Source organism: Acinetobacter sp. YH12063 (genome assembly GCF_013419715.1).
GTDB lineage: Bacteria > Pseudomonadota > Gammaproteobacteria > Pseudomonadales > Moraxellaceae > Acinetobacter > Acinetobacter amyesii.
The window spans coordinates 40,679-65,012 of sequence record NZ_VOZO01000007.1; the positions used below are offsets into that span (position 1 = coordinate 40,679).

The 24,334-nt window shown below is 37.4% G+C and carries 26 protein-coding genes and 1 pseudogene; 13 read left to right on the forward strand and 14 right to left on the reverse strand.

Annotation, left to right across the window (positions count from 1 at the left end):
* Window positions 1–152 precede the first annotated feature (152 nt).
* A complete protein-coding gene (locus FTU12_RS09265; protein ID WP_180114225.1) occupies window positions 153–1,556 on the reverse strand; it encodes a hypothetical protein in 1,404 nt (467 codons plus the stop codon).
* Between the two features lie 452 nt (window positions 1,557–2,008).
* On the opposite strand from FTU12_RS09265, the gene FTU12_RS09270 reads away from it, so the two are divergent.
* Both FTU12_RS09270 and FTU12_RS09275 read left to right on the forward strand, forming a co-directional pair.
* The gene (locus FTU12_RS09270) at window positions 2,009–2,656 is read left to right on the forward strand and encodes a hypothetical protein (protein WP_180009666.1); all 648 of its coding nucleotides are present in this window, start codon (window positions 2,009–2,011) and stop codon (window positions 2,654–2,656) included.
* Window positions 2,625–3,110: a hypothetical protein gene (locus FTU12_RS09275; protein WP_180009667.1), complete on the forward strand. Its 486-nt coding sequence runs from the start codon at window positions 2,625–2,627 to the stop codon at window positions 3,108–3,110. The genes FTU12_RS09270 and FTU12_RS09275 overlap by 32 nt, the downstream gene beginning before the upstream one ends.
* 64 nt (window positions 3,111–3,174) lie before the next feature.
* On the opposite strand, the gene FTU12_RS09280 is transcribed toward FTU12_RS09275, so the two are convergent.
* Window positions 3,175–3,372, reverse strand: coding sequence for a hypothetical protein (locus FTU12_RS09280; RefSeq protein ID WP_180114226.1), 198 nt, complete (start codon window positions 3,370–3,372; stop codon window positions 3,175–3,177).
* 340 nt (window positions 3,373–3,712) lie between these two features.
* On the opposite strand from FTU12_RS09280, the gene FTU12_RS09285 reads away from it, so the two are divergent.
* Window positions 3,713–3,946 (forward strand): DUF2171 domain-containing protein, encoded by a 234-nt coding sequence (locus tag FTU12_RS09285; RefSeq protein WP_180090177.1) that lies wholly within the window; start codon window positions 3,713–3,715, stop codon window positions 3,944–3,946.
* Window positions 3,947–4,282: 336 nt separating this feature from the next.
* On the opposite strand, the gene FTU12_RS09290 is transcribed toward FTU12_RS09285, so the two are convergent.
* A complete protein-coding gene (locus tag FTU12_RS09290; protein WP_180109205.1) occupies window positions 4,283–4,645 on the reverse strand; it encodes a NirD/YgiW/YdeI family stress tolerance protein in 363 nt (120 codons plus the stop codon).
* Between the two features lie 482 nt (window positions 4,646–5,127).
* Between FTU12_RS09290 and FTU12_RS09295 the strand changes: the two are divergent.
* Both FTU12_RS09295 and FTU12_RS09300 read left to right on the forward strand, forming a co-directional pair.
* Window positions 5,128–5,634 (forward strand): annotated as a pseudogene (locus FTU12_RS09295) (GNAT family N-acetyltransferase).
* A gap of 272 nt (window positions 5,635–5,906) precedes the next feature.
* Window positions 5,907–7,112 (forward strand): alpha/beta fold hydrolase, encoded by a 1,206-nt coding sequence (locus tag FTU12_RS09300; protein ID WP_180109210.1) that lies wholly within the window; start codon window positions 5,907–5,909, stop codon window positions 7,110–7,112.
* Between the two features lie 438 nt (window positions 7,113–7,550).
* Here FTU12_RS09300 and FTU12_RS09305 read toward each other — a convergent pair whose 3' ends face one another.
* Window positions 7,551–7,781: a hypothetical protein gene (locus FTU12_RS09305; RefSeq protein WP_078190858.1), complete on the reverse strand. Its 231-nt coding sequence runs from the start codon at window positions 7,779–7,781 to the stop codon at window positions 7,551–7,553.
* A 236-nt stretch (window positions 7,782–8,017) separates the two neighbouring features.
* On the opposite strand from FTU12_RS09305, the gene FTU12_RS09310 reads away from it, so the two are divergent.
* A complete protein-coding gene (locus FTU12_RS09310; protein WP_180007802.1) occupies window positions 8,018–8,494 on the forward strand; it encodes a CinA family protein in 477 nt (158 codons plus the stop codon).
* Between the two features lie 79 nt (window positions 8,495–8,573).
* On the forward strand, window positions 8,574–9,191 hold the full coding sequence (locus FTU12_RS09315; RefSeq protein ID WP_180114227.1) for an aminotransferase: 618 nt from the start codon (window positions 8,574–8,576) through the stop codon (window positions 9,189–9,191).
* A 64-nt stretch (window positions 9,192–9,255) separates the two neighbouring features.
* On the opposite strand, the gene prpC is transcribed toward FTU12_RS09315, so the two are convergent.
* Both prpC and prpB read right to left on the reverse strand, forming a co-directional pair.
* Window positions 9,256–10,392 (reverse strand): 2-methylcitrate synthase, encoded by a 1,137-nt coding sequence (prpC, locus tag FTU12_RS09320; protein ID WP_180041409.1) that lies wholly within the window; start codon window positions 10,390–10,392, stop codon window positions 9,256–9,258.
* 3 nt (window positions 10,393–10,395) lie between these two features.
* Window positions 10,396–11,280, reverse strand: coding sequence for a methylisocitrate lyase (gene prpB / locus FTU12_RS09325; protein ID WP_180114228.1), 885 nt, complete (start codon window positions 11,278–11,280; stop codon window positions 10,396–10,398).
* 239 nt (window positions 11,281–11,519) lie between these two features.
* On the opposite strand from prpB, the gene FTU12_RS09330 reads away from it, so the two are divergent.
* The 3 genes from FTU12_RS09330 (at window position 11,520) to FTU12_RS09340 (ending at window position 13,774) form a co-directional block, all read left to right on the forward strand.
* A complete protein-coding gene (locus tag FTU12_RS09330) occupies window positions 11,520–12,173 on the forward strand; it encodes a TetR/AcrR family transcriptional regulator (protein ID WP_180114229.1) in 654 nt (217 codons plus the stop codon).
* Between the two features lie 112 nt (window positions 12,174–12,285).
* Complete coding sequence (gene argF, locus FTU12_RS09335) at window positions 12,286–13,206, forward strand: ornithine carbamoyltransferase (RefSeq protein ID WP_078193464.1); 921 nt, start codon at window positions 12,286–12,288, stop codon at window positions 13,204–13,206.
* A 91-nt stretch (window positions 13,207–13,297) separates the two neighbouring features.
* On the forward strand, window positions 13,298–13,774 hold the full coding sequence (locus FTU12_RS09340; RefSeq protein ID WP_180114230.1) for a hypothetical protein: 477 nt from the start codon (window positions 13,298–13,300) through the stop codon (window positions 13,772–13,774).
* Between the two features lie 330 nt (window positions 13,775–14,104).
* Here FTU12_RS09340 and FTU12_RS09345 read toward each other — a convergent pair whose 3' ends face one another.
* The 8 genes from FTU12_RS09345 to rpiA form a co-directional block, all read right to left on the reverse strand.
* Window positions 14,105–14,458, reverse strand: coding sequence for a YnfA family protein (locus FTU12_RS09345; RefSeq protein WP_180007869.1), 354 nt, complete (start codon window positions 14,456–14,458; stop codon window positions 14,105–14,107).
* A 77-nt stretch (window positions 14,459–14,535) separates the two neighbouring features.
* Window positions 14,536–16,812 carry an ATP-dependent Clp protease ATP-binding subunit ClpA gene (gene clpA, locus FTU12_RS09350; protein ID WP_078193466.1) on the reverse strand — a complete coding sequence of 759 codons (2,277 nt, stop codon included), beginning with the start codon at window positions 16,810–16,812 and terminating at the stop codon, window positions 14,536–14,538.
* Between the two features lie 12 nt (window positions 16,813–16,824).
* Window positions 16,825–17,238 (reverse strand): ATP-dependent Clp protease adapter ClpS, encoded by a 414-nt coding sequence (gene clpS, locus FTU12_RS09355; RefSeq protein ID WP_078188641.1) that lies wholly within the window; start codon window positions 17,236–17,238, stop codon window positions 16,825–16,827.
* A gap of 18 nt (window positions 17,239–17,256) precedes the next feature.
* On the reverse strand, window positions 17,257–18,006 hold the full coding sequence (locus FTU12_RS09360) for a hypothetical protein (protein ID WP_180114231.1): 750 nt from the start codon (window positions 18,004–18,006) through the stop codon (window positions 17,257–17,259).
* 79 nt (window positions 18,007–18,085) lie between these two features.
* Window positions 18,086–19,138, reverse strand: coding sequence for an N-acetyl-gamma-glutamyl-phosphate reductase (argC, locus tag FTU12_RS09365; RefSeq protein WP_180084340.1), 1,053 nt, complete (start codon window positions 19,136–19,138; stop codon window positions 18,086–18,088).
* A 185-nt stretch (window positions 19,139–19,323) separates the two neighbouring features.
* Complete coding sequence (locus FTU12_RS09370) at window positions 19,324–19,695, reverse strand: hypothetical protein (protein WP_180114232.1); 372 nt, start codon at window positions 19,693–19,695, stop codon at window positions 19,324–19,326.
* A 10-nt stretch (window positions 19,696–19,705) separates the two neighbouring features.
* Entirely contained in the window at window positions 19,706–20,386 is a 681-nt protein-coding gene (locus FTU12_RS09375; protein ID WP_180114233.1) for a SprT family zinc-dependent metalloprotease, read from the reverse strand.
* A gap of 167 nt (window positions 20,387–20,553) precedes the next feature.
* A complete protein-coding gene (rpiA, locus tag FTU12_RS09380; protein WP_180114234.1) occupies window positions 20,554–21,225 on the reverse strand; it encodes a ribose-5-phosphate isomerase RpiA in 672 nt (223 codons plus the stop codon).
* Window positions 21,226–21,332: 107 nt separating this feature from the next.
* On the opposite strand from rpiA, the gene ilvA reads away from it, so the two are divergent.
* From ilvA to FTU12_RS09395, 3 genes are all read left to right on the forward strand, one after another.
* Entirely contained in the window at window positions 21,333–22,871 is a 1,539-nt protein-coding gene (gene ilvA / locus FTU12_RS09385; RefSeq protein WP_180114235.1) for a threonine ammonia-lyase, biosynthetic, read from the forward strand.
* Window positions 22,872–23,065: 194 nt separating this feature from the next.
* A complete protein-coding gene (locus tag FTU12_RS09390; protein WP_218955936.1) occupies window positions 23,066–23,533 on the forward strand; it encodes a hypothetical protein in 468 nt (155 codons plus the stop codon).
* 104 nt (window positions 23,534–23,637) lie between these two features.
* Entirely contained in the window at window positions 23,638–24,297 is a 660-nt protein-coding gene (locus tag FTU12_RS09395; protein WP_180065508.1) for a TrkA family potassium uptake protein, read from the forward strand.
* Window positions 24,298–24,334: the final 37 nt, after the last annotated feature.

A 24,334-nucleotide genomic window follows, 5' to 3' on the forward strand; every position in this document is an offset into this window, starting at 1 on the left:
CAATTATGCGCAAGAGGGAGAGGATTTATATGAAAACTCCCCCTCTCCTTTTACGGAGTATGCAGCTCATTCCTGAGAAAGAAGAAGATTTCAGTATTAATCTTGCTACGAATTAATGATTATTTTTTAAAATATAAAAGATATTTATTATATTAATAAAGTCTTATAAAGAAAATTTCTGCAATATCAACTTGGATTTGATGCTTACTAGGAATAATCACGATACAATTAGAATGCATAAATTTATTTAAAGGATGATTGCCTAAATTCTTATCAATATCAATCAAAAATTTTCCAGAGTCATCCTGTGTATAATTTCCAAATAATAATTGCATTTTATCGTTAGTTTTGTAGTTTTTAATGAATCCTCTGTGAAAATTATTTTTTATAAAATTAGGGTCAGTTCTATTTAAAATATATCTCACTCCGACATTTATTGTCATCGCAATATCATCAACATCTCCTAAGAGGTTCACGATAGTTGCTTTGTCTTCAATAGTGTGAGTTTTTAAACCTCTATAATTACCTTGGGTGTCTAATATTTTTTCCGTTTTATTGATTGGATGTGAACGATGATCACTTCTAAAAACTTTAAATTTTTCCTCATTTAACGTGAGCATGTTGATTGGAGTATTAGTTGACGATTGATCAAAAGTAGCGAGTTTAGGTAAAGTTAAAATACCACCACTTGAAGAACTAGCGCTGCAAACTAGAATTAAATCATACTCTGCTGTCAGTACATGAAACTCATCAGTAAACCGCTCTTGTGAAGATGTTAAAGCTGGATTAATAATAGGATTTTTTTGTTCAGTTTCAATTTTGAAAGCATGCTCTAATCTAATTGGTTTTAAGATTTTGACTCCAACATCATCGTACCCCCATTGCTGCAAAATATTTTGAACATAAATGCATTCTTCACTAATTTTTTCTTCAGTATCATAGTTATACATACTAACTATAATGATTTTAGGTTTTTTATATACTTCAATTTCTCTTAAACCTGCCCTTGACAATACGATTACTTTTTCAGCATTAATTTTTTCATTTTTTTGAACCAAACATTCACCTTGTTGGATAATGCTTCCTTGTTTTATCACACCTTCAAATTTTTCTATTGGTGAAAGAACCTTATAAGAAAAGGGATCTTCAAGATCTAACCTACTATCATCTTCTTGAATAACAGCATCTATTTCACAAGGCAGTTCGATATTTTTAGGGAGTCTAATAATAGAATCTTCTTTGTAATCAATTTTGTATATATCTTTGGATCGATAAAGTTCTGCATCCCAGAAATACATATTATTAATTTTTAAAAAGTTATTTGCTTTGATATTTTGAGTCATATGTGAATTAATGCCCCAACCAGCAAATTTTGATAAATTTTTAGCTGGATAGTTATTTGAAGCGATAACATTTTCTGCAACTCTCCTACCTATAGCTTTGTCCAAAGAAATGCATTCTGTTGGATAGCCTTTGGGAAGTCGTGGATGCAGTCCATGGAATAAATCTATTAATTGTCTAGGGAAATCATCAGGAACATTTAATTCTAGTTTCATTATTAAGTACCTAATGGCTGTTTCTAATTAATATTAAAGTATGGCGGCAAGCTGAGGCTTTCATAAAAAATATGTTCAATTTTTACAATAATATGAATTAAGTAAAGATTAATTGACGTAAAATTAACACTTTAAGGTACTTTTTATCAACTCTTTGTTTTAATAGGGCACAGTCTTCCAAACTGCATGTAAACACAAAACTGGTATGAACAAAGAAAGAAATCAGGACAAACCGGCTGGAAAAGTTTAGACCGCGACGGCGATGGTCAGGCCTGTGATTGCCTGCCGGGTGGAAATGGCAAGAAGTGCCCGAAGAAGAAAAGATAAAATTGAACAAGTATATTGATTATAATTTAATCCATTAGATTTAATTATTTCCTAATGTATTTCAGTCGAAATATATTTTAAGTAAATTATGCTTACCAAAAATTATGAATAAATTTGGATCAATAATGCATATTAAACCACTTTTACTTTTAGGCTTATTTGGTCTATTAACCGGGTGTCAAGTTGTAGAAACTGCTGATAATAAAAAGTCAGTTTCTATGTTACCGCTACACATTCCAAAGGAAGCACGCTACCTAAATACTGCTGCAAATGCACCTATTTCAGAAAAGCGAGAAGCTTATGCTAACCAACTCGTGAGCTCGGGCCAAAAATATGCCACGATCAAAACAATTCCTTATGAGTTTTTCCAAGGATCAGGTTCTTTAAGTGCGTACCCTTACACGGTTTACACTTTTGACCAGCAACGTGTGAAATTTGTAGAAAACTCACTACTCAGCCCATCAACTACACAAACAAGATTTGATCATTCGCAGGTGAAACTCAAACTACCTGTTGGTCAACACGACATTGTTTTCGTAAGTGGCATTGGAAATCATAGTTACTTTACTGAGATCAAAAACGTGACTTTAGAAGAAAATAAAGATTATGTGATTGGCGTAGATCGTAACCCAAATACAAAACCTCTAGTTTTCATTGCTGAATATGAAGTTGACTCTCGATTTAAAGCGACTGAGCCAGAATCTATTGTTATTACAAAACGTATTGTTGAAGGTGTTGAGCATGCAAACCTTAAAAAAGTCAAAGTTTATTAAAACAGCTACTGGCTTAGGGCTATTAACTTCACTGTTATTGCTCCAAGGCTGCGTACGAATGATGCTACCAACCTCAGAAACTGAATTGGTCACAAAATCAATCAATGGTGGTGGTTCAGTAGAAGTTCCTTTGGACTATGTACAATCCTATGCAAACTTAAAGCAGGCATATGGAAAATGCGTGGAATACAGGACTTATAATGATTATTTGAAAGTTGAAGCTAACCTAGATCGTGAAAATAATATTGGGACTTTTTATGGCAGACCGCCATATGGGACTTATATTTTTAAGACTACAATTACGCCTATAGATTCAACTTCATCTAAGCTTACAATCTATACAATACGTGGCAGTCTTCTGACAGACAATGCCAATCAAAATGTATTAAAAAAACGTTTAGAGCAGGATAAACTTCGTGCATTAGGTCAAGATCCAAAATGCAATAAAGGTTAATTTGTACTTAAATCAAAAGAGTGCCATATGGCACTCTTTTTTATTAGACTGATTAAAAATAAATTCATCTTGCTAATAATTGACCAATTTCTAAATTTGAATATCCACGATCTTTGAAGATTAAAACAATTGCTTGTTTATACATATCAGAATCGGAAGATTTATATTTATTAATAAGTTGCAGCTCTGAATTAAGCTGGAGATCATTTTTTATAGTCAATACTTCCGTAGAGACTTTGTTAAAAATCTTGAAATTAAACATACAGGCACTCGTTATCCGCGTTATAGCGGCCCGACTACAACAAATACCTGCCTTAAATTAACCAGACACCCTTGACCAAAAGGATTGCAAATTAAGACAATATTTGCAAGTTTTCGCATTTCCAAAAGATAAAAAATATCCAAAACACTATAAATGGGCCGTAAAACGCTCAAATCAAAACTTATTTCCAAATAATACAATGTAATTTATCTGGTCAAGAACGTAAGAACATAAAGCCCTTTGTATCCCTTCTATTTCAATCCCGGATAACACGACATATTTACGATAGGCTTTACGATAGGCTAAATGTTCACTCACATTGAAATAGGAAAATATTCCAATGACTACTATTAATGTTGAAAATATTAAAAATCATGCAGATGTTATTGCTTCTTGCGGTACTAAAGTCGGTGAAGTTGACCACTTGCAAGGTTCGGATCAAATTAAACTGACTAAACATGGTGACGGCCATCACCACTTAATTCCAGTTTCATGGGTTGGTGAAATTACAGACAATAAAATTGTACTGACTAAAGACTCTCAAGAAGTTAAAGATACTTGGGTTGAAGCTTAAAAGCTCAATCCTAAAAAAACCCTCTTAGTGAGGGTTTTTTTAATGTCTTCTGAGAATTGTCATTGGAGGAAGTTAGTCTTTATCTAATGTATGAGGTGTTGTTGTCTCCTCATTTTCATTACTATCTTTTTGCTGGCAACCTACCAGCCCCAATACTAGTACCACGCTTATAATTGCTAACGCTTTCATACTTAGGCCTATATATGTGTTAAAGCTCTACACTAACAAAGCATGAAGGTTACTGTGTATTGAATTAAAAATAAGAAAGCCCTCAATTGAGAGCTTTCTTAAATAGAATGAATTTAGGTGCATCTATAAATATTTAAATCCAAAAACCTATTTTGTACGCTCAATATGAATTACATCAATATCAGTAGGTTTAATACGATGAGTATCAACCTCCCCGACTACATGCACTTGATCACCCACTTTGAGTTTAAGCGGTTTCCATAAATCATCATCAACGTCTATATTGATCGCACCTGTTGAATCACTTAACTCAAAATCATCACCTGCAATATGTTTAGTGATTTTTCCTTTTAGCGTTACACCAGATTCATCTGATAATTTTTTTGCTTGGGCAATTGTTACAACATTTTTTTCAGCTTCTTTTAATAACGCTGCATCGGACTTTGCAAATGATGTATTTACACTGAATAAGGCAAAACCACCAAGTACTGCACAAAGTATTTTTTTCATACTTATGACTCCTATTAATTAATTCTGTTCTACGAACTATAAGACTTTTCAGTCTAATATATTTGGATAATTTTCATATCTTTCAAGTGTAAAATCCCCTTCAAATGAAGTGAATGGGACTACGGTTAACTATAAAACATATAAATGTAAAAGTAGAATCCTGTTAGTTTGTACTAGATTAGAAATTAAGCATTAGCATCTATTCATTAGTATTTACAGAAACTTATAAGTTTTTCAAAGTTGTATATTTTTACATCAAAATGGCTTTAATAAAATCAGATGAGTATACAAATTAATTTTTATTAAAGTATTTGAAAAGCATATATTTTTGAAAATAAACAAGAAAATTCATTACTTTAATTATTCAGTGATAGGATACTTCTAACCCATAAAAGTATCATAAGCATTAAAAAATCGCCATTTCACTCACTATCTGATTTACTTCAACAACATATATATTTTGCTTTAATAGGAGAATCTTGATGAGTTTTATAATTCGAGACGAAAAACCAGAAGATATACATGATATTGCAGAATTAACCAAAGCCGCTTTTTTAAATGTAGAACACTCCAGTCATACTGAGCAATTTATTGTGAATAGCCTTCGAGAACATGACCAACTCACGATTTCCTTAGTCGCGCTTGAGAACAATACCCTCGTGGGTCATGTTGCTGTTTCGCCAGTCTCAATCTCCTCAGGTGAAATGGGCTGGTATGGTTTAGGTCCAATTTCCGTTTTGCCAAATAAACAAGGTATGGGCATCGGTACTTTACTCATGAAAGCATCACTTGAGAAACTAAAACAATTAGGAGCAAATGGCTGTGTTCTGCTAGGTGATCCGAATTATTACCATTAGTTTGGTTTTAAATCATATCCTCGTTTAAGGTTACCAAACGTACCTCAAGAATACTTTCAGGCTATCAGCTTCATCGACCATATTCCTACTGGTGAGGTTCACTATCATGAAGCCTTTAATGCAACTGAGTAAAAAATGTCTATATTTCTCCTATATTTTCATGCATAAAAGCCGCTCATTTGGGCGGCTTAGTTTTAAGGGAAATAACAAAAGGCTATATTTTCAGCATAAACATTGTGAGTAAATTCATATTTATCCACTACAATTTATTATTTTCAAATCAAAAAAATAAAATCAACTTCGAACTTTATTTTATGCATATTAGTCACTATATTAAAAATTCATAGAATAAATGAAACAACGTGAAAACTTGAAATTAACCTTTTGAAAAGAAGACGGCGCCCATAATGGAAACAAAGCATTATATTCTCAAATTGGTTGCTAGCTGTATTTGTCTAGCTTCAACATACACATCTGCATCTCCTGTACCTTCCAAGATAAATGAAGGTCAAATCGCCAATATAACAGCCCTTACACCCGGTACAATACTATCTTTACAAGTCCAAACGCCTGATCTTTTTAGTAATGCAGCAGAACGATATATCATCAGCTATCGAAGCCGAGGTGTTCATTCAGAACCGATTGTTGCTTCTGGATATGTCCTATTACCTAAGGGTAAAGCCCCTAAGGGCGGCTGGCCAGTTTTGGCTTGGGCACATGGTACAACTGGTGTAGCTGATACCTGCGCCCCTTCGGGTGATTATGCAGATGGACCCGTTCACATATACCAACAAATTGCAGCCAAAGCTTTAAACGCTTGGCTTGCTCGTGGCTATGCAGTCGTTGCGCCGGATTATCAAGGTTTAGGTACACCAGGCGGCCACCCCTATATGAATGCTCAAAGTCAGTTACACACTGTCGTTGATGCAGTCCGTGCGATGCATCAATTAAAATCAGTAAAATTGAGTAAAAACTGGTATGTCATGGGCCACAGTCAAGGCGGCGCTGCTTCCCTAACCGTAGCAGCGTTTGGACAAAAGAATGCCCCAGAACTCAATTTACGCGGCGCAATTGCATTGGCACCCGGCGGTTACCAATATGAAGGGATTGCTGAATATGTCGCAAATCAGTCTAATATTGATCCGAGCGTTGCAGCATTTTTACCTATAGTCCTGTTAGGTGCTGAAGCTGCAGAGCCTACACTTTCAGCAAAAGATTTTGTCAGCCCAGAAATGCAGAAAATCCTCAATCAAGCTCGCAATCGCTGCTTATCAGAACTACAAAATGAACTAAAAGTATCGCCAAAAACTGTTTTTAAACCCAATGTAGATTTAACGCCATTGACCCGTTATTTAAAAAAACAGTCGATCGAATTTATGACACCTCAGGTACCTTTACTGTTAGTACAAGGTGATCAAGATCAATTGGTAGATTATCGGGGTGTCCATGCTTATTACCAAAAAGTCTGCAAGGAAAATAAACCCATAGCCTTTCACCCAATTAAAAATGGTGACCATCGTGATTCACTCAAACAAAGCGAATATTTAATCGACAACTTTATTCACTCAATTGAGAATAAGACGTATTTAAATACCTGCCCAATAAACTAATACTTAAAATTTTATATCAATATTTTTGATAGAAAATTCATTATGTAATTTTATTTATTAAGTTTTTTATTCAAACCTAAAGATGTTGGCTGTCAGCCTAGATCAATTTGGATTAATAAAATAAAAATACACAACTAAACAAATCAAAGAAATAGTTGAAATGAATAAATAAGTACCCGTTGTATTAAAGCTTTTTAGAAATTTAAATAAATCCATTATTTCTTCCCCCCATGAAAAAATAAATAAATTATACTCAATAATATCTCGTGGATTAAATAGCCGTTGGTCGAATAGCTAGAGCTATGGATCAAGTGATCATTAAAAAAATATGTATTACTTTTGAATCTAGACTTATCTAAAGTTTGAATCAGGCAAATACAAAAATACAGTTCCCAACTCAATGAGAACTGTATTATTAATACTACAAATTGATCGAAATTAAACAGCAAGTACTTTCACAATAATGGTTTGCATGTCTTCATTTTCTTCAGCCAAATAAACACGCTTTAACTCTTTACTTTTCACTTTGAATTGATGATTTTGATACTGAATTACAGCCGGAATTTGATCAAAATACAGGCTATCTGCGTCTAATTCTTCTTGAAAAAGTGGCGTGCCCAATTGATAGTCTAGGCTTTTTAATACTACATATTTAACAGTCGTTTTCATTGAAATAAACCTACTTTTGTTACGCTCTTTATTTTAAGTTTTAACATCGTTTTCCTTCCGAAAAAACCTTTATTTCATATTTTCGTACAGCTTCTAAGCAATCACGCTATTTTTGTGAATTCCACAACACCCACAGTACCAACTTAGACTTTTAGTGAAATTACAGGCGAGCGGAATCAATGCTAAAATTTTAAGAATACTAATGATCATTCACCATTCTACTTTGGGGTAAGCACATGCTTAAACAGTGTTGCGATGCTTTAGAACAAAAATCCATGACTATCGCATTTATCGAGAGTGCAAGCTCTGGTTATTTATGTAGCCAATTTTCAATTTATAAGAATAGTGGTGCAGATATCTTGTTAGGTGGTCTGGTCAGCTATGATCCGTCGATCAAGCGTGAAATTTTAAAAGTAGATCCTCTACTGATAGAACAATATACGGCCGAATCGGCAGAAGTGACTCAAGCGATGGCTGAGCACGGACAACAGCTTTTTTCACGTGCAAACTTTGTGGTTGCCTGCACTGGATTACTCAAATCCGGTGGCAGCGCAACTGTAGAAAAACCCGAAGGAACATTTTATATTTCAATCTTACATGACAGTCGTATTTATAATTACCACTATTTTATTTTAGGTACAGCTTTAGAACGCTTAGATCAGTTAACTGAAAATGTTGCTCACAGTGTATTAGACATCTTAAATGCAGAATAAAACATACATAATCTTCATATTTAAATATCATTTTGCATAGCATACTGTATTGAGAAATTTTTCTCATCAGGACAAGAAAATGCAGCTACGTCATTTCAATGCATTCGCAATTAGCACCCTACTGTCCTGCTCTGCTTTCGCGACGGTAGGCGGCCCTCAAACCATTGAGGTTTTAGGTTTTGATAAAAAAGACCAAAAAATCTATTTAATGCGTCATTTTGAAGATGGTCGTGGTCGTTTACCACAATTATATTATTATCAATTAAATAGCCAAAAACCGACGCAATTAATTACAGTGAAGTCTTTGTATATTAATCCAAAGACAAAACGGATTGATTACGATCAAGACAGCACCCAGTTTGATAAAGAAATCGCGAAAATAAAAAAACGTTTGGTCGAATTAACACCAGTAAATAACAATAATGCTCGAATACAGGTATTAACAACCATGAATGGCACTGCAAAATCATGGTATGACCCCACTGAAACCATTGATAAATGGACCTATCAATATCGTGTTAAAAATTCGCAGTATAAAAGCGCTGTACAAAAGGCTGAGACCTATAAAGAAGGTTTAAAAATCTCTAAAACTTATCGTGTAGTGCAAAAGCCTTTTTATTTAGTAACTGTTAAATATCTAGGGATTCCATTTGAAACAGGATATAGCGTTGAAGATCCAGTTTTATTAACCAAATAGATTGTTAAATTAAATAACAAATAATAAAAAAGCCTCTTTTGAGGCTTTTTTATTACACTTAAAATTATGCTGCAGAACGCTCTGCAATTGGCACAACTTTACGTAATTCCGGACCTGTATAGTCCGCACTTGGGCGAATAATACGATTGTCCGCACGCTGCTCCATTACATGTGCAGCCCAGCCTGTTACACGTGACATTACAAAAATTGGCGTAAACAATTTCGTTGCAATATCCATGAAGTGATAAGCCGATGCATGGAAGAAATCTGCATTACAGAACAGTTTCTTCTCACGCCACATCACTTCTTCACAGCGTACTGATACTGGATAAAGTACCGTATCGCCAACGTCTTTCGCTAGGCGTTCAGACCAGATTTTGATGATGCCGTTACGTGGGTCATTGTCTTTATAAATCGCATGACCAAAGCCCATGATCTTTTCTTTACGCTCAAGTTTGCCGAGCATTTCACGTTCAGCTTCTTCAGGAGTCGTCCAGTTTTCAATCATTTCCATCGCAGCTTCGTTTGCACCACCGTGGAGTGGACCACGAAGTGAACCAATTGCACCTGTGATACATGAATGCATATCTGACAATGTTGAAGCACATACACGTGCTGTGAAAGTAGATGCGTTAAACTCATGCTCTGCATACAAAATCAGTGATACGTTCATCACTTGCTCATGCAATTCATTTGGTTTTTCACCACGAAGTAAATGCAAGAATTGAGCGCCAATTGAATCATCATCGGTATTTTCTTCTACACGTACGCCGTCATGGCTAAAACGATACCAGTAGCAGATGATCGCAGGAAGCGTTGCCAAAATACGATCTGCAACATCTTGTTGTTCATCGAATGATTTTTCTGTTTCAAGGTTACCTAACATTGAAACGCCTGTACGCATCACGTCCATTGGGTGTGAGTCAGCAGGAATACGCTCTAAAACTTCTTTCAAGGCTTGTGGTAATTGACGCAGTGATTTGAGTTTGGCTTTGTATGCTGCAAGCTGTTCTGTTGTTGGTAATTCACCAAAGAAAATCAGGTACGCGACTTCTTCAAACTGACAGTTTTCTGCCAAGTCTTGAACGTCATAACCACGATAGGTTAAGCCCGCACCACTTTTGCCTACAGTTGACAATGCAGTTTTACCAGCTACTTGTCCGCGCAGTCCTGCGCCCGTGAGTACTTTTCCTTCAGCCATTTTTTATTTTCCTTCAGTGAACAATTTATCTAAGGTGTTTTCAAAAGTGTGATAATCGAGGAATTGATAGAGTTCTTTTCGTTGTTGCATTTTATCCAGTACATTGACTTGTGTACCGTCATTGCGGATTGCATGCATCACTTCGAGTGCCGCTTTTTGCATTGCACGTGTCGGAGACAATGGATAAAGCACCATTGAAATGCCTTGCTCGCCTAGTTCTTCTTTGGTGTAGTAAGGGGTATCACCAAACTCTGTAATGTTTGCCAGTACAGGTACACCAACAGCGTCGCAGACTGTTTTGTACATGGTGATGTCAGTCATCGCTTCAGCAAAGATCGCATCTGCACCCGCTTCTACACATGCACATGCACGGTCGATCACTGCTTGCAAACCTTCTTTTTGTAATGCATCTGTACGCGCCATCACCACAAAGTTTGAATCGGTTTTTGCATCAACAGCCGCTTTAATACGGTCAACCATTTCTTGTTGTGACACGATTTCTTTGTTCGGACGGTGACCACAACGCTTTTGTGCGACTTGGTCTTCAATATGAACCGCTGCTGCACCTGCTGCAATCATTTGCTTCACACTGCGGGCAATATTAAATGCACCGCCCCAACCTGTATCGATATCGACAAGTAATGGCGTATCTACACGTTCAGTAATACGACGAACATCTTCCAAAACATTGTCTAAACTGGTCATGCCTAAGTCAGGTAAACCATAAGAATAGTTCGCAACACCTGCACCAGATAAATATATGGCTTTATAGCCAACTTCTTTTGCCATCATTGCTGCATAGGCATTTACTGTGCCAATGATTTGTAATGGTTTTTCTACTTCCAATGCTTGTCTAAATCTTAAGCCTGCAGACGTTTGTTGTGTCATATTCCTTTCCACGGCATTTACTTTAATTTTCGAAGTTTGAGTATATCCATATTTTTTTCCAACTCTATGGCTTTGTAGAATATTAACTCTAAAACTTTAGTCAAATATTTCACTTGTCACCTATCTGTTGTTATTCTTTAGTCAAAGATCTCTGATTTATAAGCAAAGCAGAAAAGTACTAATTTTTTTGCTATAATTATCGTCAAATCAGCTCTTTTTTTGTTAAAAATTATCACTTTATGCAAGATTTAATACACATTGAACCTCTAACGCATGACCAGCCACAAACGCGGCGCGGACATGAACGATGTGTTGCGCTTTTAGAAAGTGCTACGGAGCTTTTTTTAAAACGTGGTTTTGATGCAGTTTCATTAGATGACATCGTGAATCATGCAGGTGGTTCAAAAGCGTCAATCTATAAATATTTTGGTAATAAAGACGGATTATTTAAGGCCATTTGTGACTATCGTCGCTGCTTATTTTTCAAAGATATTTGCCTACCATTTACGGTGAGCCCTGACACCGATATTCGTGCTTATCTCATCAATACTTTAAATGACTTTCATCAGCATATTGTGATGCCTGAAAATGCTGCATTTATGCGGTTAGTCTTAGAACAAACAGGACGTAATCCTGAAATAGCACGTTATATTCATGAGCAAGGCCCAAAACAAATTCAGAACACCGTTGCAGAAATTTTAAATCAAGCGCATCAACACGGTTTGCTGTATTGTGAAAACCCACTGTTTTCGGCTCAATTTTATTTTGGAATTTTGCGAAATTTAGAATGGCGCGTTCTCATGGGCATCAGCATTGACGAAAATGATCAAGAAACCATCAATTACATCAGTTATTGCGTCGATCGTTTCCTAGACGGTCACCAAAAGCGCTAGATTTTTTGCAATTTACCTCTCTTATAGTATATTAATCGATTACTTTTTCTCTAACCAACCAACAACTAATTGTTGTTTTGTTCTTTGATTCAGCAATTATTGTGGAGTAACAATGGCTCTACGTCACTTTCTAACTTTACGCGATTTATCGACTTTAGAACTTAACCAAATTGTACAGCGCGGTATCGAACTCAAGCGCAAACAGCATAACAATGAAGTTTTCCAGCCTTTCGTTGGTAAAGTCATGGGCATGATTTTTGAGAAATCGAGCACCCGTACACGTGTATCGTTTGAAGCAGGAATGAGCCAATTTGGTGGTAGCGCAATTTTCCTTTCATCTCGCGACTCTCAATTAGGTCGTGGCGAGCCAGTAGAAGATTCTGCACGTGTGATTTCAAGCATGCTTGATATTGTGATGATTCGTACTTTTGGTCATGACATTGTTGAACGTTTTGCTTCTTATTCAAAAGTTCCTGTCATCAATGCATTAACAGATGATCACCACCCTTGCCAATTACTTGCCGATGTTCAAACATTTGTTGAACACCGTGGTTCTATTGAAGGCAAAACGGTTGCTTGGATTGGTGATGGCAACAATATGTGTAACTCATATATTGAAGCGGCTCATATGTGGGGCTTTAAATTAAAAATCGCTGCACCTAAGGGCTATGAACCTAAAGCAGAATTTTTATCTGAATTTGCACACTGTGTGGAACTTGTTGATTCTGCCGAAGATGCTGCAGTTAATGCAGATTTAATCGTGACAGATGTTTGGGCAAGTATGGGGCAAGAAGAAGAACAAAAAATTCGTGAAAAAGCTTTTGCTGATTATCAAGTGAATGAACGCCTGATGGATCTTGCTCACGCTGATTGCCTATTTATGCACTGCTTACCTGCGCATCGTGGCGAAGAAATTTCTGAAAATATGCTTGACCACAAAAATGCAGTGGTTTGGGATGAAGCTGAAAATCGCTTACATGCACAAAAAGCACTTGTTGAATTTTTAATTAACGAAAATCTAAAAAAAGACTAAGTTTTTACTTAGATAAATGAAGCACCTTCGGGTGCTTTTTTTGTTTTTGCATGCTTTAATAAAACCATAACTTTTATAAGTGATTTAAAATATGCACATTCAAAAAAGCTTTTTAATTTTAGTCTCTTTGGGCCTAAGCACCGTTACATTTGCAGCATCTTCAACTGAGCTAGATCAATACCTCGTAAAAAAAGGAATTTTGGATGCTGCATTCCAAATTAAAAATAAACCTGCTTTAGATGAAATACTTTCTGCCATAAGTGACGAAGACTCTCGCACCCTTCCTTTTCAAGTTGACCAAAATATGTTGATGGAAAAAATGGAAGTTTCAGCAGATAAAATAGAAATCGAAGGAATTATCACCACACCTGACTTTACACAATTTGCAGAATCGGTCGGCCAACAGCAAGTCAAGCAACTGATCAAAAAGAATTCTCTACAAAATTGTGAATTGCTATTTGAGCATCAATTTCAACGTGTAAATCCATATGTGTTAGAAATGGACTTATCTTCACCTCAACAGAAATACGAAATCAAAATCCACAACGCTGAATGCAAATTTAAATAAACATCTGATGTTACGCACGCCAAAGTAATTTCGTATTTTAAAATGATTTTTAAGTTCATTCGACGGAGTCTTACATCTAGGGTTTGAATGAATGGATTGGCCTTCGGCTGGAGGTACTTTTGTTTCGACAAAAGTACCCAAAACCATTGCCATCCGCAAAACTCGTTCACTAGCACCTACTTATTCAAGGTATCGCAAAAACATTTTTGATTAAAAGTAGTCCTGTCTCAAACAATTGCGGATGACCTTTCCGCGTATTGTTCTTTTTATTTGAATCAGATTGCGCTTCTGATTTCTTACAGTTCTTGGTTTAACTTCTGCAATGTTTACTTAACGAATTAAACCTTGAGGCTGTAATACAATCACTGCCGCCCCCACCAATACAATAACGCCACCTAGCATATCCCATCGCGTTAAACTTATTTGATCAACGAAACGCAACCACAGTAATGCAGAGAAAATATAGATTCCGCCATAAGCTGCATAGATACGACCCGAAGCTGCTGGATGCAACGTCAATAACCAAACAAATGCAGCCAATGCAAGTGCTGTAGGAATCCATAACCACTGCGATTTTTGCTGATTTAAAATCAAATATGGGAAGTAACAGCCTAAAATTTCCATCAATGCTGTTAGTGCAAATAAACCGAAAGTGGTCAGCACTTTTGTTAATGATACGTCCATCATTGAGAAATCCAAATCTAGCGTTGAATAAATATAAAAAACCCGTGCAAGCACGGGTTTTTCGTTAATTAAATTACTTAAGCTGGTTCAGCGGTTTGGTCTTCAAACACTTCGAGTTTTAAGCCCACTGCTTTGCCATTTTCTTTCTTCACTGAAACACCAACATTGCCGCCATGTTCCGCAAGCTCACCAAACAGAATCATTTCAGCAAGCGGTTTTTTCAAATGCTCTTGAATTAAACGCTGCATTGGACGAGCGCCCATCAGACGATCATATCCTTGCTCTGCCATCCATTCTCGCGCATCTTGATCAACTTCAAGAACCACTTTCTTGTCATCTAACTGTGCCTGAAGCTCTGTTAAGAACTTATCAACCACACTTTCAATAACGGTTGTTGGCAATGCTTTAAATTGAATAACACCATCTAAACGGTTACGGAACTCTGGTGAGAAGGCTTTTTTCATCGCGTCTTGGTTGTCATTACTGTTATCTTGATCCATGAAACCAATGCTCACACGTGAAATTGATTCTGCACCAATATTGGTAGTCAGTACTAACACGACGTTACGGAAGTCAGACTTACGGCCATTGTTATCCGTTAATGAACCATGATCCATAATTTGTAGTAACAAATTAAAGACATCTGGATGTGCTTTCTCTATTTCGTCTAGTAATAGTACGCAATGCGGATTTTTATGAATCGCGTCGGTGAGCAAACCACCTTGATCAAAACCCACATAACCCGGAGGCGCACCAATTAAACGAGATACGGCATGACGTTCCATGTATTCCGACATATCGAAACGTACAAGTTCGACGCCTAATAATTTCGCCAATTGCTTAGTGACTTCAGTTTTACCCACACCTGTAGGACCAGCAAAGACAAAATTACCCACAGGCTTATCTGGCGCTTTAAGACCTGCACGAGATAATTTAATCGCAGATGCAAGCGCTTCAATCGCTTCATCTTGACCAAACACCACACGTTTCAGATCACGCTCAAGATTTTCAAGAACGCTCTTGTCATCTTTAGAGACAGTTTTCGGTGGAATACGCGCAATTTTCGAAACGATATCTTCAATGTTTTCAACTGAAATGACCGTATCATCTTGCTCAGCTTTTAAACGACGCTGCGCACCAGCTTCATCAATCACATCAATGGCTTTATCAGGCAAGAAACGATCATTGATAAATTTTGCAGATAGTTCTACCGCAGAAACCAACGCTTGATCTTCGTATTTCACATGATGGAATTCTTCAAATTTGCCTTTTAAGCCACGCAGAATATCAATCGTTTCTGAAATAGATGGTTCATTGACATCAATTTTTTGGAAACGACGAGATAATGCATGATCCTTTTCAAAGACTTGACGGTATTCTTGGAAAGTCGTCGAACCGATACAACGCAAAGTACCATTCGCCAAAGCAGGTTTGATGAGGTTCGATGCATCCATCGTGCTGCCCATACTTGAGCCTGCGCCGATGATCATGTGAATTTCATCAATAAATAAAATAGCTTCGGGCTTTTTCTTCAAGGCATTTAGCAGTTGTTTTAAACGCTTTTCAAAATCACCACGGTATTTAGTTCCAGCGACTAAAGCACCAATGTCTAAGCTAAACACTTCTGCATTTTCAAGCGGTTTAGGTGCTTTACCATTTACAATGAGCCAAGCCAATCCTTCAGCAATCGAAGTTTTACCTACACCCGGATCACCCACCAAAAGTGGGTTGTTTTTACGGCGACGGCATAGAATTTGAGCTGTACGTTCAATCTCTTTTTCACGACCAATCAGTGGATCTGTTTTGCCTTTTTGAGCTTCAACATTGAGATTGGTCGTATAAAGCTCTAATGGGCCAGAATTTGAAGACGTAGTGCTTTCACCATCGAGCTCTTCGATTTCTTCTTCGGCTTGGACTTCATCTTTACGTGTGCCATGAGACAAATACTGCGTTAATGTCAAACGGTTGATTTGATGGCGTTTAAGTAAATACACCGCAAATGAATCACGCTCTGAATACATCGCAACTAAAATGTCTGCACCTTCTACAGTGCGGTCATTTCCACTCGATTGCACATGGAAAATTGCACGCTGCAAAATACGATCAAAACTTTCTGTAGGATGTGGTGCTTGATCGCTATTTTCGCCAAGCTTAGGGGTATGTTGTTCTACGTATTCTTCAAGTTCTTTGCGAAGCACAATAATGTCTGCGCCACATGCTTTCAATGCATTAACAGCGGAATCATTATCCAGTAAAGCCAATAATAAATGTTCTACCGTCAAAAATTCATGTCTCTTTTGACGAGCCATGCTGACAGCCAAACGTAGTGATACTTCTAATTGACGACTGAGCATGTAATCCCCTTATTAATCTTTTGGCTCAATCTGACAAAGTAATGGATGACTTTGCGACCGAGCGTAATTATTGACCTGATTTGCTTTAGTCTCTGCGATGTCTCGCGGATAAACCCCTGCAACACCCTTTCCTTCATAATGTACAGTTAGCATTACTTGAGTGGCTTGGTCAAGATTCAAAGCAAAGTATTGTTGTAAAATTTCAATTACAAAGTCCATTGGGGTGTAATCATCATTCATTAAAACGACAGCATACATAGGAGGACGCTTTAACTCAGGTGGCGCAGTCAATACTTGAATGTCTGAATCACCATCATCCTGCGTACCTTGGCTGAGAGTCGGGTTTAGATGCCAGTCCACTAAACCAGATTGGTAAAATGAATTTTTAATGTCAGATAAACACGTTTGACGCTTATTGGTTCGCATAGGATTTAGGTTTCACACTTAGTTTGCACTTGCTTCAGTTTGAGGAATTTCTGAAAGGAAGGCAGATTGATTTTCAACAGGCTGACCTTTCGACCAGCTAAAACGGCGAATAACGGGTTTAGAACCGGTTAAACGCACTTCAATAAAGTCTGGACTAAAGCCTTTTGGCATGGTCCAACGTCCAGTGAGTCGCTCACTTTCGCTAAAGTTAAAGTTTTTGTCTTCTAAAGGCACTGCAAGTACTTCTGTACCCTTAATTAGACGCAGCTCAACACTTCCAGACACATTACTTTTTGACGGACTTACTTGAACGAGATCAAGTTGGTATTCATACGCATTTTCAGGTAACGGTTTAATCGCTAAATGTTGTACTGCAAGCGGCATACCACCACGTTGGCGCAATACTTCACGATACAAAACACCCAAATTACCGGTTAATTCTTGATCATCACGTGCTTTTTTAACAGCCAAATATAAATCATTTGAATTACTTACAGCGACATCACGCTCTTGAATTGCCGCATTCAAACTTTTATTCAGGCCTGCTAATTCATTTTTTTGCTTTTGCACCACATCAACCAGTTGCTCTGCATCTGCATCATATCCGACCACAGTTAAGCCCTGACGATGACCGATACTATATCCGAGAAAACCGCTGCTCAATGCAAGTACAACTGCACCAATCGCCAGTGGCATATTCGTCTTCATAAAAGGCGTTTTTTCACTGTTTTCAGGTTCTGACTTGAAATTAGATTCTGTATTCGACATCGTCATCTCTTATTTTTAGTTCACTCAAGGCACACATTTAAATCCAGTTTTAAATGTGTGTGAAGTTTTAAATCGTTTCTTATGGTAATAAACCAATGCCTTGAAGTCCTGCATTTTCAGCAAAACTAAACATCAAGTTCATATTTTGTACGGCTTGACCTGCTGCACCTTTCACCAAGTTGTCTTGAGCAACCAAAATCACTAATTTTTTCGGTTGAGGTTTGCAAATCGCAATACGTAATTGGTTCGCACCACGCACAGTACGTGTTTCAGGTGAGCTACCTGCCGGCATAACATCTACAAACTGCTCATTGGCATAGAACTGTTCATATATGCTTTGTAAATCCGCAGAAGCACCTGCGTCTGTCAAATCAATATAGATAGTGCTGAGCATGCCACGAATCATTGGTACCAAATGCGGTACGAATAAAATTTCGTTAAACACACCTTTTTGACCTGAAATATTTTCTAAGGCTTCTACAATTTCAGGATGATGACGGTGACCTGCAACTCCATATGCCTTAAAGTTATCTGCATTTTCAGAATAGATCATACCTAGGCTGGCTTTACGACCTGCACCAGACACACCTGATTTTGCATCAATAATAATGCTTTCAGGTTTCACTAATCCTTCAGCTTTTAATACTGGCGCTAAACCGAGCTGAACAGTTGTTGGGTAGCAACCTGGGTTACCAATCACTGAAGCCTTTTGAATTTTTTCACGATTTAATTCAGACAAACCATAAACTGAATCTTTTAATAGCTCTGGACATGCATGGTCGAGGCCATACCATTTTTCAAATTGAGCTAAGTCTTGCAAGCGGAAGTCAGCAGCAAGGTCAATCACTTTAGTATTTGCAGCAACTAACTCTTCTGCGTGTTTCATTGCTACACCGTGCGGCGTCGCAAAGAAAACAACATCACATTGTTTTAGTTCTTCAATATTTAGATCTGAATAGCAAAGGTCTGTATGTCCACGCAAGCTTGGGAACATATCATCCACACGGCGGCCATTTTCAGTACGCGAAGTTAAAACTTTCACTTCTGCATTTGGGTGTCGCAGTAAAATACGCAGTAATTCAACACCTGTGTAACCTGTACCGCCGACAATACCTACTGAAATCACGCTCATTACCTCTATTCAAAGTATCCATTTGATGACTGCGTAGTATGACAGGAAGTTGAGGATTTCTGAACTGTTTTGCTTGGGTTTATTTCTTCATAAACGGTAAATTTATAAAAAAAACAACAGTGCTCCACAAACTGCTTCAAGCTAGTTTTACAGAAACTAAGTAGCGATTAGTAAATATAAGTTATCTAGTCAAAATAAAGTTTAATACGATCTACTTTTAAACTAATTATTTTATTGTCTAAATACCCGTATTCACTTAATAGAATTTCATCTTTAAAAAAGATATCTCCTACTGATAAATTTCCGTTATTTAACATCCCAATAATTTCATAAGTAAAAGACTGATCAATTTTTCTAAATTGAGGTGAATTATCTGTTATCTCGGGCACATACTCATTAAATATTTCATATTCTAATTCAACATGATAAATACTATTAACGTTGAAAACAAAATTATAATCACTACAAAAAACGTTTAATATTTTTCCATCAACTTCAATCCAAAGTGATTCTTCCACATGCTCATCTTGAGACAGTATTTTAATTTTATAACTCATTTGTATACCCCTATTTTTCCAGCCACCACCAAGGCATTGCCGTCATTTTTAGTATTTTCCGATGCTGCTGGAAATGAACATCATGTTTTTGAACTTCTGCCCAAAAGTTTGGGCTATGATCAAAATGCTGAGTATGCGCTAACTCGTGTACAGCCACATAACGCGTGATTTCCAATGGGAACAACACCAAGCCGCTATTCAGCATAATGTCATGCTTTGCAGAGCAACTCCCCCAGCGAGTTTTAGGCTGACGAATCGAGCACTTACCATATTTCAAGCCTGTTTCACTGCTCACTTGCTTTAAATAAATCGGTAAATACTTTTTGGCATAAGCAATCACAAAGCTTTTTAAATATTGTTCAGGCTGCCGGTCACTGATGAAAAGCTGATGATTTTCTTCATCCAAGATAAATGAATGTTTTTGCGTTTGATACACAACCTGTAAAGGCTGTTCTAAATTAAAGAGTTTTAATTCTGCTGGAAGCGTTTTATCAATCTGCCCTGTTTTTTCCTGCTGCTTCTGCCATGTTTCAATCATCCATTGTTCAGATTGTTTCAGAAAATCTTGAACTTGGCGCTGCGTGCAAAACTGAGGAACTGTTAATTTAATTTGCGTTGGTTCTACACGCAGTCTTAAGCGTGTGGCACGTAATTTTCGAGTGATTTGAATTTCAGGAAGGTTTGGTGTCATTTATTCTTTTTAAAAGCTTATTAATAATGCATAAAATTGAATTTTAAATATCTTCAAAAATATATTAGGAATCCCTTCTCCCTCTGGGAGAAGGTTAGGATGAGGAAGCTATTAAAAAGAAACCTCTCCCTAACCCTCTCCTAAAAGGAGAGGGAAATATTAGCCTATTAAACCGCAGTACGCTCTTCAATACCATTATCAGTTGCTACAACCGCAATATCTGCTTTGTTTAATGCAAATATACCGTTACACACTACACCAGGAATATCATTGATGGTTTTTTCAAGTTCCAACGCATTCAAAATATTTAGGTTATGAACATCTAAAATTACATTACCGTTATCAGTCACAACACCTTCACGGTAAACTGGGTCACCGCCTAAAGAAACAATTTTACGCGCAACAGCAGAACGTGCCATTGGAATCACTTCTACAGGAAGTGGAAATTCGCGACCCAATTGCTCAACCCATTTAGAGTCATCAACGATACAAACGAATTTTTTTGCAATAGATGCCACGATTTTTTCACGAGTCAGTGCAGCACCGCCGCCTTTAATCATGTGCATATGACGGTCGATTTCATCTGCACCATCCACATAGGCATCTAAACCGCCAACGTGGTTCATATCAACCACTTCAATGCCTAATTTTTTCAAACGTTGTGCAGTTGCTTCAGAACTTGCAACAGCAGCTTCGAGTTGAAGCTCTGGCAATAATTCGATGAGGAAGTTCACAGTACTTCCTGTACCAACACCCAAAATACCGCCCTTTGGCAAATGCTTTAACGCAGCTTTTGCGGCAGCTTGTTTCTTTTCATCTTGGGTTGCATACAGACTCATAACTTGGCTCAACTATTTTTTGACATTAGACGCTGATTTTTCAGCCCAAATGTACAGGGGTTTGTTACAATAAACCCCTATTTTAAACTGTTAGATGGAAAATTAACATGCTGTCTCGTTTGGTTCGACAAATATTACAGGCAACGGTCTATGACGTTGCAATCGAAACCCCACTCGAAGCAGCGCCACGAATTAGTGAAAAACTAAACAATAACATTCGCTTTAAACGCGAAGATTTACAACCTGTCTTTTCTTTCAAGCTACGCGGTGCCTACAACCGTATTAGTCAATTACCGAAATCTCAGTTGGAACGTGGCGTTATTACTGCTTCTGCAGGTAACCATGCTCAAGGCGTGGCATTATCTGGTAAAAAGTTGGGTATTCGCGCCATTATTGTTATGCCTAAAACCACACCAGACATTAAAGTACAAGCGGTTAAACGCTTAGGCGGTGAAGTGGTTCTGCATGGCGATTCTTTTGATGTAGCCAATAAATACGCAATCCAATGTGCAAAAGATGAAGGTATGACCTTTATTCCACCTTATGACGACGAACTCGTTATGGCCGGTCAAGGAACCATTGCCAATGAAATTCTTCGTCAATGGCGTGATGTGGACTATGTATTTGTTGCTGTAGGCGGTGGCGGTCTTATTGCCGGTGTAGCCGCTTACTTAGGTGATGTGGCACCTCACGTTAAAGTCATTCCTGTTGAATATGATGAATCAGCATGTTTAAAAGCAGCCTTTGAAGCCAATGAACGTGTCATTCTGCCATCTGTCGGTCTTTTTGCCGATGGTACAGCGGTTGCACAAATTGGTGAAAAACCATTTGAAGTGATTCAGCTACAAAAATCAGATAACTCAGGCCCAATTGTTGAGCGTGATGTTATTTTAGTAAATACCGATGAAATCTGTGCAGCGATTAAAGATACCTTTGATGAATGCCGCAGCATTGTTGAACCGTCAGGTGCAATGGCGCTTGCAGGTATTAAGAAGTATGTTGCTGAGCATGGTCTAGAAGGCAAGAATATGGTGTCGATTGTATGCGGCGCCAATATGAACTTTGACCGTCTGCGCTATATTGCAGAACGTACCGAACTTGGTGAACGTAAAGAAGCGATCTTTGCTGTGACCATTCCAGAAGAAAAAGGTTCTTTCCTTAAATTCTGCCGTGCACTACAAGGCCGTAACATCACTGAGTTTAACTACCGCGCAAGCAACTCAAGTGCCGCTCAAGTATTTGTGGGTATCAGTCTCAAAAATGGCGAAAAAGAACGTCAGGAAATTTTTGAAACCTTAAAATTCCAATACGATGTAGACGATCTTTCTGATGATGAAGTGGCTAAACTGCATATCCGTTATTTAATTGGCGGTCATGCAGATATCGAGAATGAACGTTTATTCCGCGTGGAATTCCCCGAACGTCCAGGCGCATTGCTGACTTTCTTAGAACGTCTTGGTCCGACCCATAACATCACCCTATTCCACTACCGTAACCACGGTGCTGCTGAAGGTCGTGTATTGGTGGGTATGGAAGCAACAGATGCGAAACAAAACCCAGATGGCTTGATTGAAACATTGGAAAATATTAACTACCCATATGTTGAGATTACCAATAATCTGGGTTATCAACGTTTCTTGAAATAAATGAGACTTTTATAAAAAAGCTGGAATCTAGATTCCAGCTTTTTTATTTGCATCAATTCTTTTCTACATCAAAAAGAATATATTCATCAATTTAATTCATCAACGCCGTCATTGTTGTTAAATTCACCACACCCTATAATCCATTGAAAATAAAACAAAATGGATATTTAAAATTGAATTTTTATGCCTTATTTATGATCGTCATTGTGGGTTTAGGTGGATATTTTTATGCATATCCGGCTTATCAACTTAAGCAAGAGGAAGATAAGATTCGTCAAAGTATGAAACAAATTCCAAATCAGTCACGTACGCAAAATCTAGAAAATATTTACGGCTATACCGCGCAGGCTGAAATGTTGAATCAATATCCAAATTACATTGTATATATTCGCTTTGATGAGCTAAGTGATCAAACCGCTCCCGAATCTGTTCAAGCCATTATCCGTGAATTTTCATGCGATGGCTTAAACCGTTTAAAGAACAATTCCGAGCTCGTTCGTAAAGCCACTCTAAATGTCATTAAAGAAGATCAACATCAATTTCAATATATTCTAAAAAATAAACTAGGCTATGAAATTTTTAAATACCAACAAGTTATGGATAATTGTCCCAATATTGCTGAACTTTATGCCTATCAAAACGCTGAAGAAATTAAAAATTAAAACTTTTCGGTTTAGATGGATTATGTAAATTTTCATAGCCGCTCTAGGCTGAACAAGCTAACATCAACATATTCAATAACTTTAGAATAATTTAGGAATACGGCATGGCACAATTCGCTGTGATTGGCTTAGGAAGTTTTGGCGCAACTGTAGCCACTGAACTCATGGGTTTAAAACACGATGTCATTGGAATCGATAGCAACAAAAAGTTTGTTGAAAGTATTTCGGACCAACTAACCCATGCAGTGATTGCTGATGCAACAGATGAACACGTTTTACAAGAACTCAATATTCAAAATTGTGAAGCAGTCGTAGTCGCAATTGGTGAAGATATTGAAGCCAGCATCTTATGTGTGCTCCATCTTAAAAACATGGGGATCAACAAAATTTGGGCCAAAGCCAAGTCCAAAGCGCATCACATGATTTTAACCCATTTAGGCATCAGCAAAATCATCCATCCTGAAGAAGATATGGGCGTCCGTGTTGCCCAGTCACTGAGTTATCCGATGGTGAGTCGCTACATGGTGCTCGAAGATGATCATTATTTGGTGAAAGTTGAAATTAAAGAATCACAACAAGGCACGCGTCTAAATCAAATAATGGGTCATGTCCCTGAAGTGAAGGCGATTTTGCATAAACGTGGCACCCAGCTTCAATATAGTTTAGATCCGAACCTGATTTTACAAACAGGCGATATTTTAGTGGTTGAAGGTTTACTCGAACATTTACGTCGACTGGCTAAACACTTTAAAGCAACTTTGTAATCAGCGTCGTGTCTATTTGCACACAATCGCGCAAGAT

Excerpts from the sequence above, each read along its gene's own strand:
- FTU12_RS09395 (WP_180065508.1), top strand. The coding sequence starts at position 23,638 with ATGGCACAATTCGCTGTGATTGGCTTAGGAAGTTTTGGCGCAACTGTA.
- rpiA (WP_180114234.1), bottom strand. The coding sequence starts at position 21,225 with ATGAGTCTGTATGCAACCCAAGATGAAAAGAAACAAGCTGCCGCAAAA.
- FTU12_RS09370 (WP_180114232.1), bottom strand. The coding sequence starts at position 19,695 with ATGAGTTATAAAATTAAAATACTGTCTCAAGATGAGCATGTGGAAGAA.
- FTU12_RS09280 (WP_180114226.1), bottom strand. The coding sequence starts at position 3,372 with ATGTTTAATTTCAAGATTTTTAACAAAGTCTCTACGGAAGTATTGACT.
- argC (WP_180084340.1), bottom strand. The coding sequence starts at position 19,138 with ATGAGCGTGATTTCAGTAGGTATTGTCGGCGGTACAGGTTACACAGGT.
- FTU12_RS09270 (WP_180009666.1), top strand. The coding sequence starts at position 2,009 with ATGCATATTAAACCACTTTTACTTTTAGGCTTATTTGGTCTATTAACC.
- FTU12_RS09390 (WP_218955936.1), top strand. The coding sequence starts at position 23,066 with ATGATCGTCATTGTGGGTTTAGGTGGATATTTTTATGCATATCCGGCT.
- FTU12_RS09285 (WP_180090177.1), top strand. The coding sequence starts at position 3,713 with ATGACTACTATTAATGTTGAAAATATTAAAAATCATGCAGATGTTATT.
- FTU12_RS09340 (WP_180114230.1), top strand. The coding sequence starts at position 13,298 with ATGCACATTCAAAAAAGCTTTTTAATTTTAGTCTCTTTGGGCCTAAGC.
- FTU12_RS09330 (WP_180114229.1), top strand. The coding sequence starts at position 11,520 with ATGCAAGATTTAATACACATTGAACCTCTAACGCATGACCAGCCACAA.
- FTU12_RS09310 (WP_180007802.1), top strand. The coding sequence starts at position 8,018 with ATGCTTAAACAGTGTTGCGATGCTTTAGAACAAAAATCCATGACTATC.
- clpS (WP_078188641.1), bottom strand. The coding sequence starts at position 17,238 with ATGCGAACCAATAAGCGTCAAACGTGTTTATCTGACATTAAAAATTCA.
- FTU12_RS09345 (WP_180007869.1), bottom strand. The coding sequence starts at position 14,458 with ATGGACGTATCATTAACAAAAGTGCTGACCACTTTCGGTTTATTTGCA.
- FTU12_RS09275 (WP_180009667.1), top strand. The coding sequence starts at position 2,625 with ATGCAAACCTTAAAAAAGTCAAAGTTTATTAAAACAGCTACTGGCTTA.
- prpB (WP_180114228.1), bottom strand. The coding sequence starts at position 11,280 with ATGACACAACAAACGTCTGCAGGCTTAAGATTTAGACAAGCATTGGAA.
- clpA (WP_078193466.1), bottom strand. The coding sequence starts at position 16,812 with ATGCTCAGTCGTCAATTAGAAGTATCACTACGTTTGGCTGTCAGCATG.
- FTU12_RS09315 (WP_180114227.1), top strand. The coding sequence starts at position 8,574 with ATGCAGCTACGTCATTTCAATGCATTCGCAATTAGCACCCTACTGTCC.
- FTU12_RS09360 (WP_180114231.1), bottom strand. The coding sequence starts at position 18,006 with ATGTCGAATACAGAATCTAATTTCAAGTCAGAACCTGAAAACAGTGAA.
- prpC (WP_180041409.1), bottom strand. The coding sequence starts at position 10,392 with ATGGCTGAAGGAAAAGTACTCACGGGCGCAGGACTGCGCGGACAAGTA.
- FTU12_RS09305 (WP_078190858.1), bottom strand. The coding sequence starts at position 7,781 with ATGAAAACGACTGTTAAATATGTAGTATTAAAAAGCCTAGACTATCAA.
- ilvA (WP_180114235.1), top strand. The coding sequence starts at position 21,333 with ATGCTGTCTCGTTTGGTTCGACAAATATTACAGGCAACGGTCTATGAC.
- FTU12_RS09290 (WP_180109205.1), bottom strand. The coding sequence starts at position 4,645 with ATGAAAAAAATACTTTGTGCAGTACTTGGTGGTTTTGCCTTATTCAGT.
- FTU12_RS09265 (WP_180114225.1), bottom strand. The coding sequence starts at position 1,556 with ATGAAACTAGAATTAAATGTTCCTGATGATTTCCCTAGACAATTAATA.
- FTU12_RS09375 (WP_180114233.1), bottom strand. The coding sequence starts at position 20,386 with ATGACACCAAACCTTCCTGAAATTCAAATCACTCGAAAATTACGTGCC.
- argF (WP_078193464.1), top strand. The coding sequence starts at position 12,286 with ATGGCTCTACGTCACTTTCTAACTTTACGCGATTTATCGACTTTAGAA.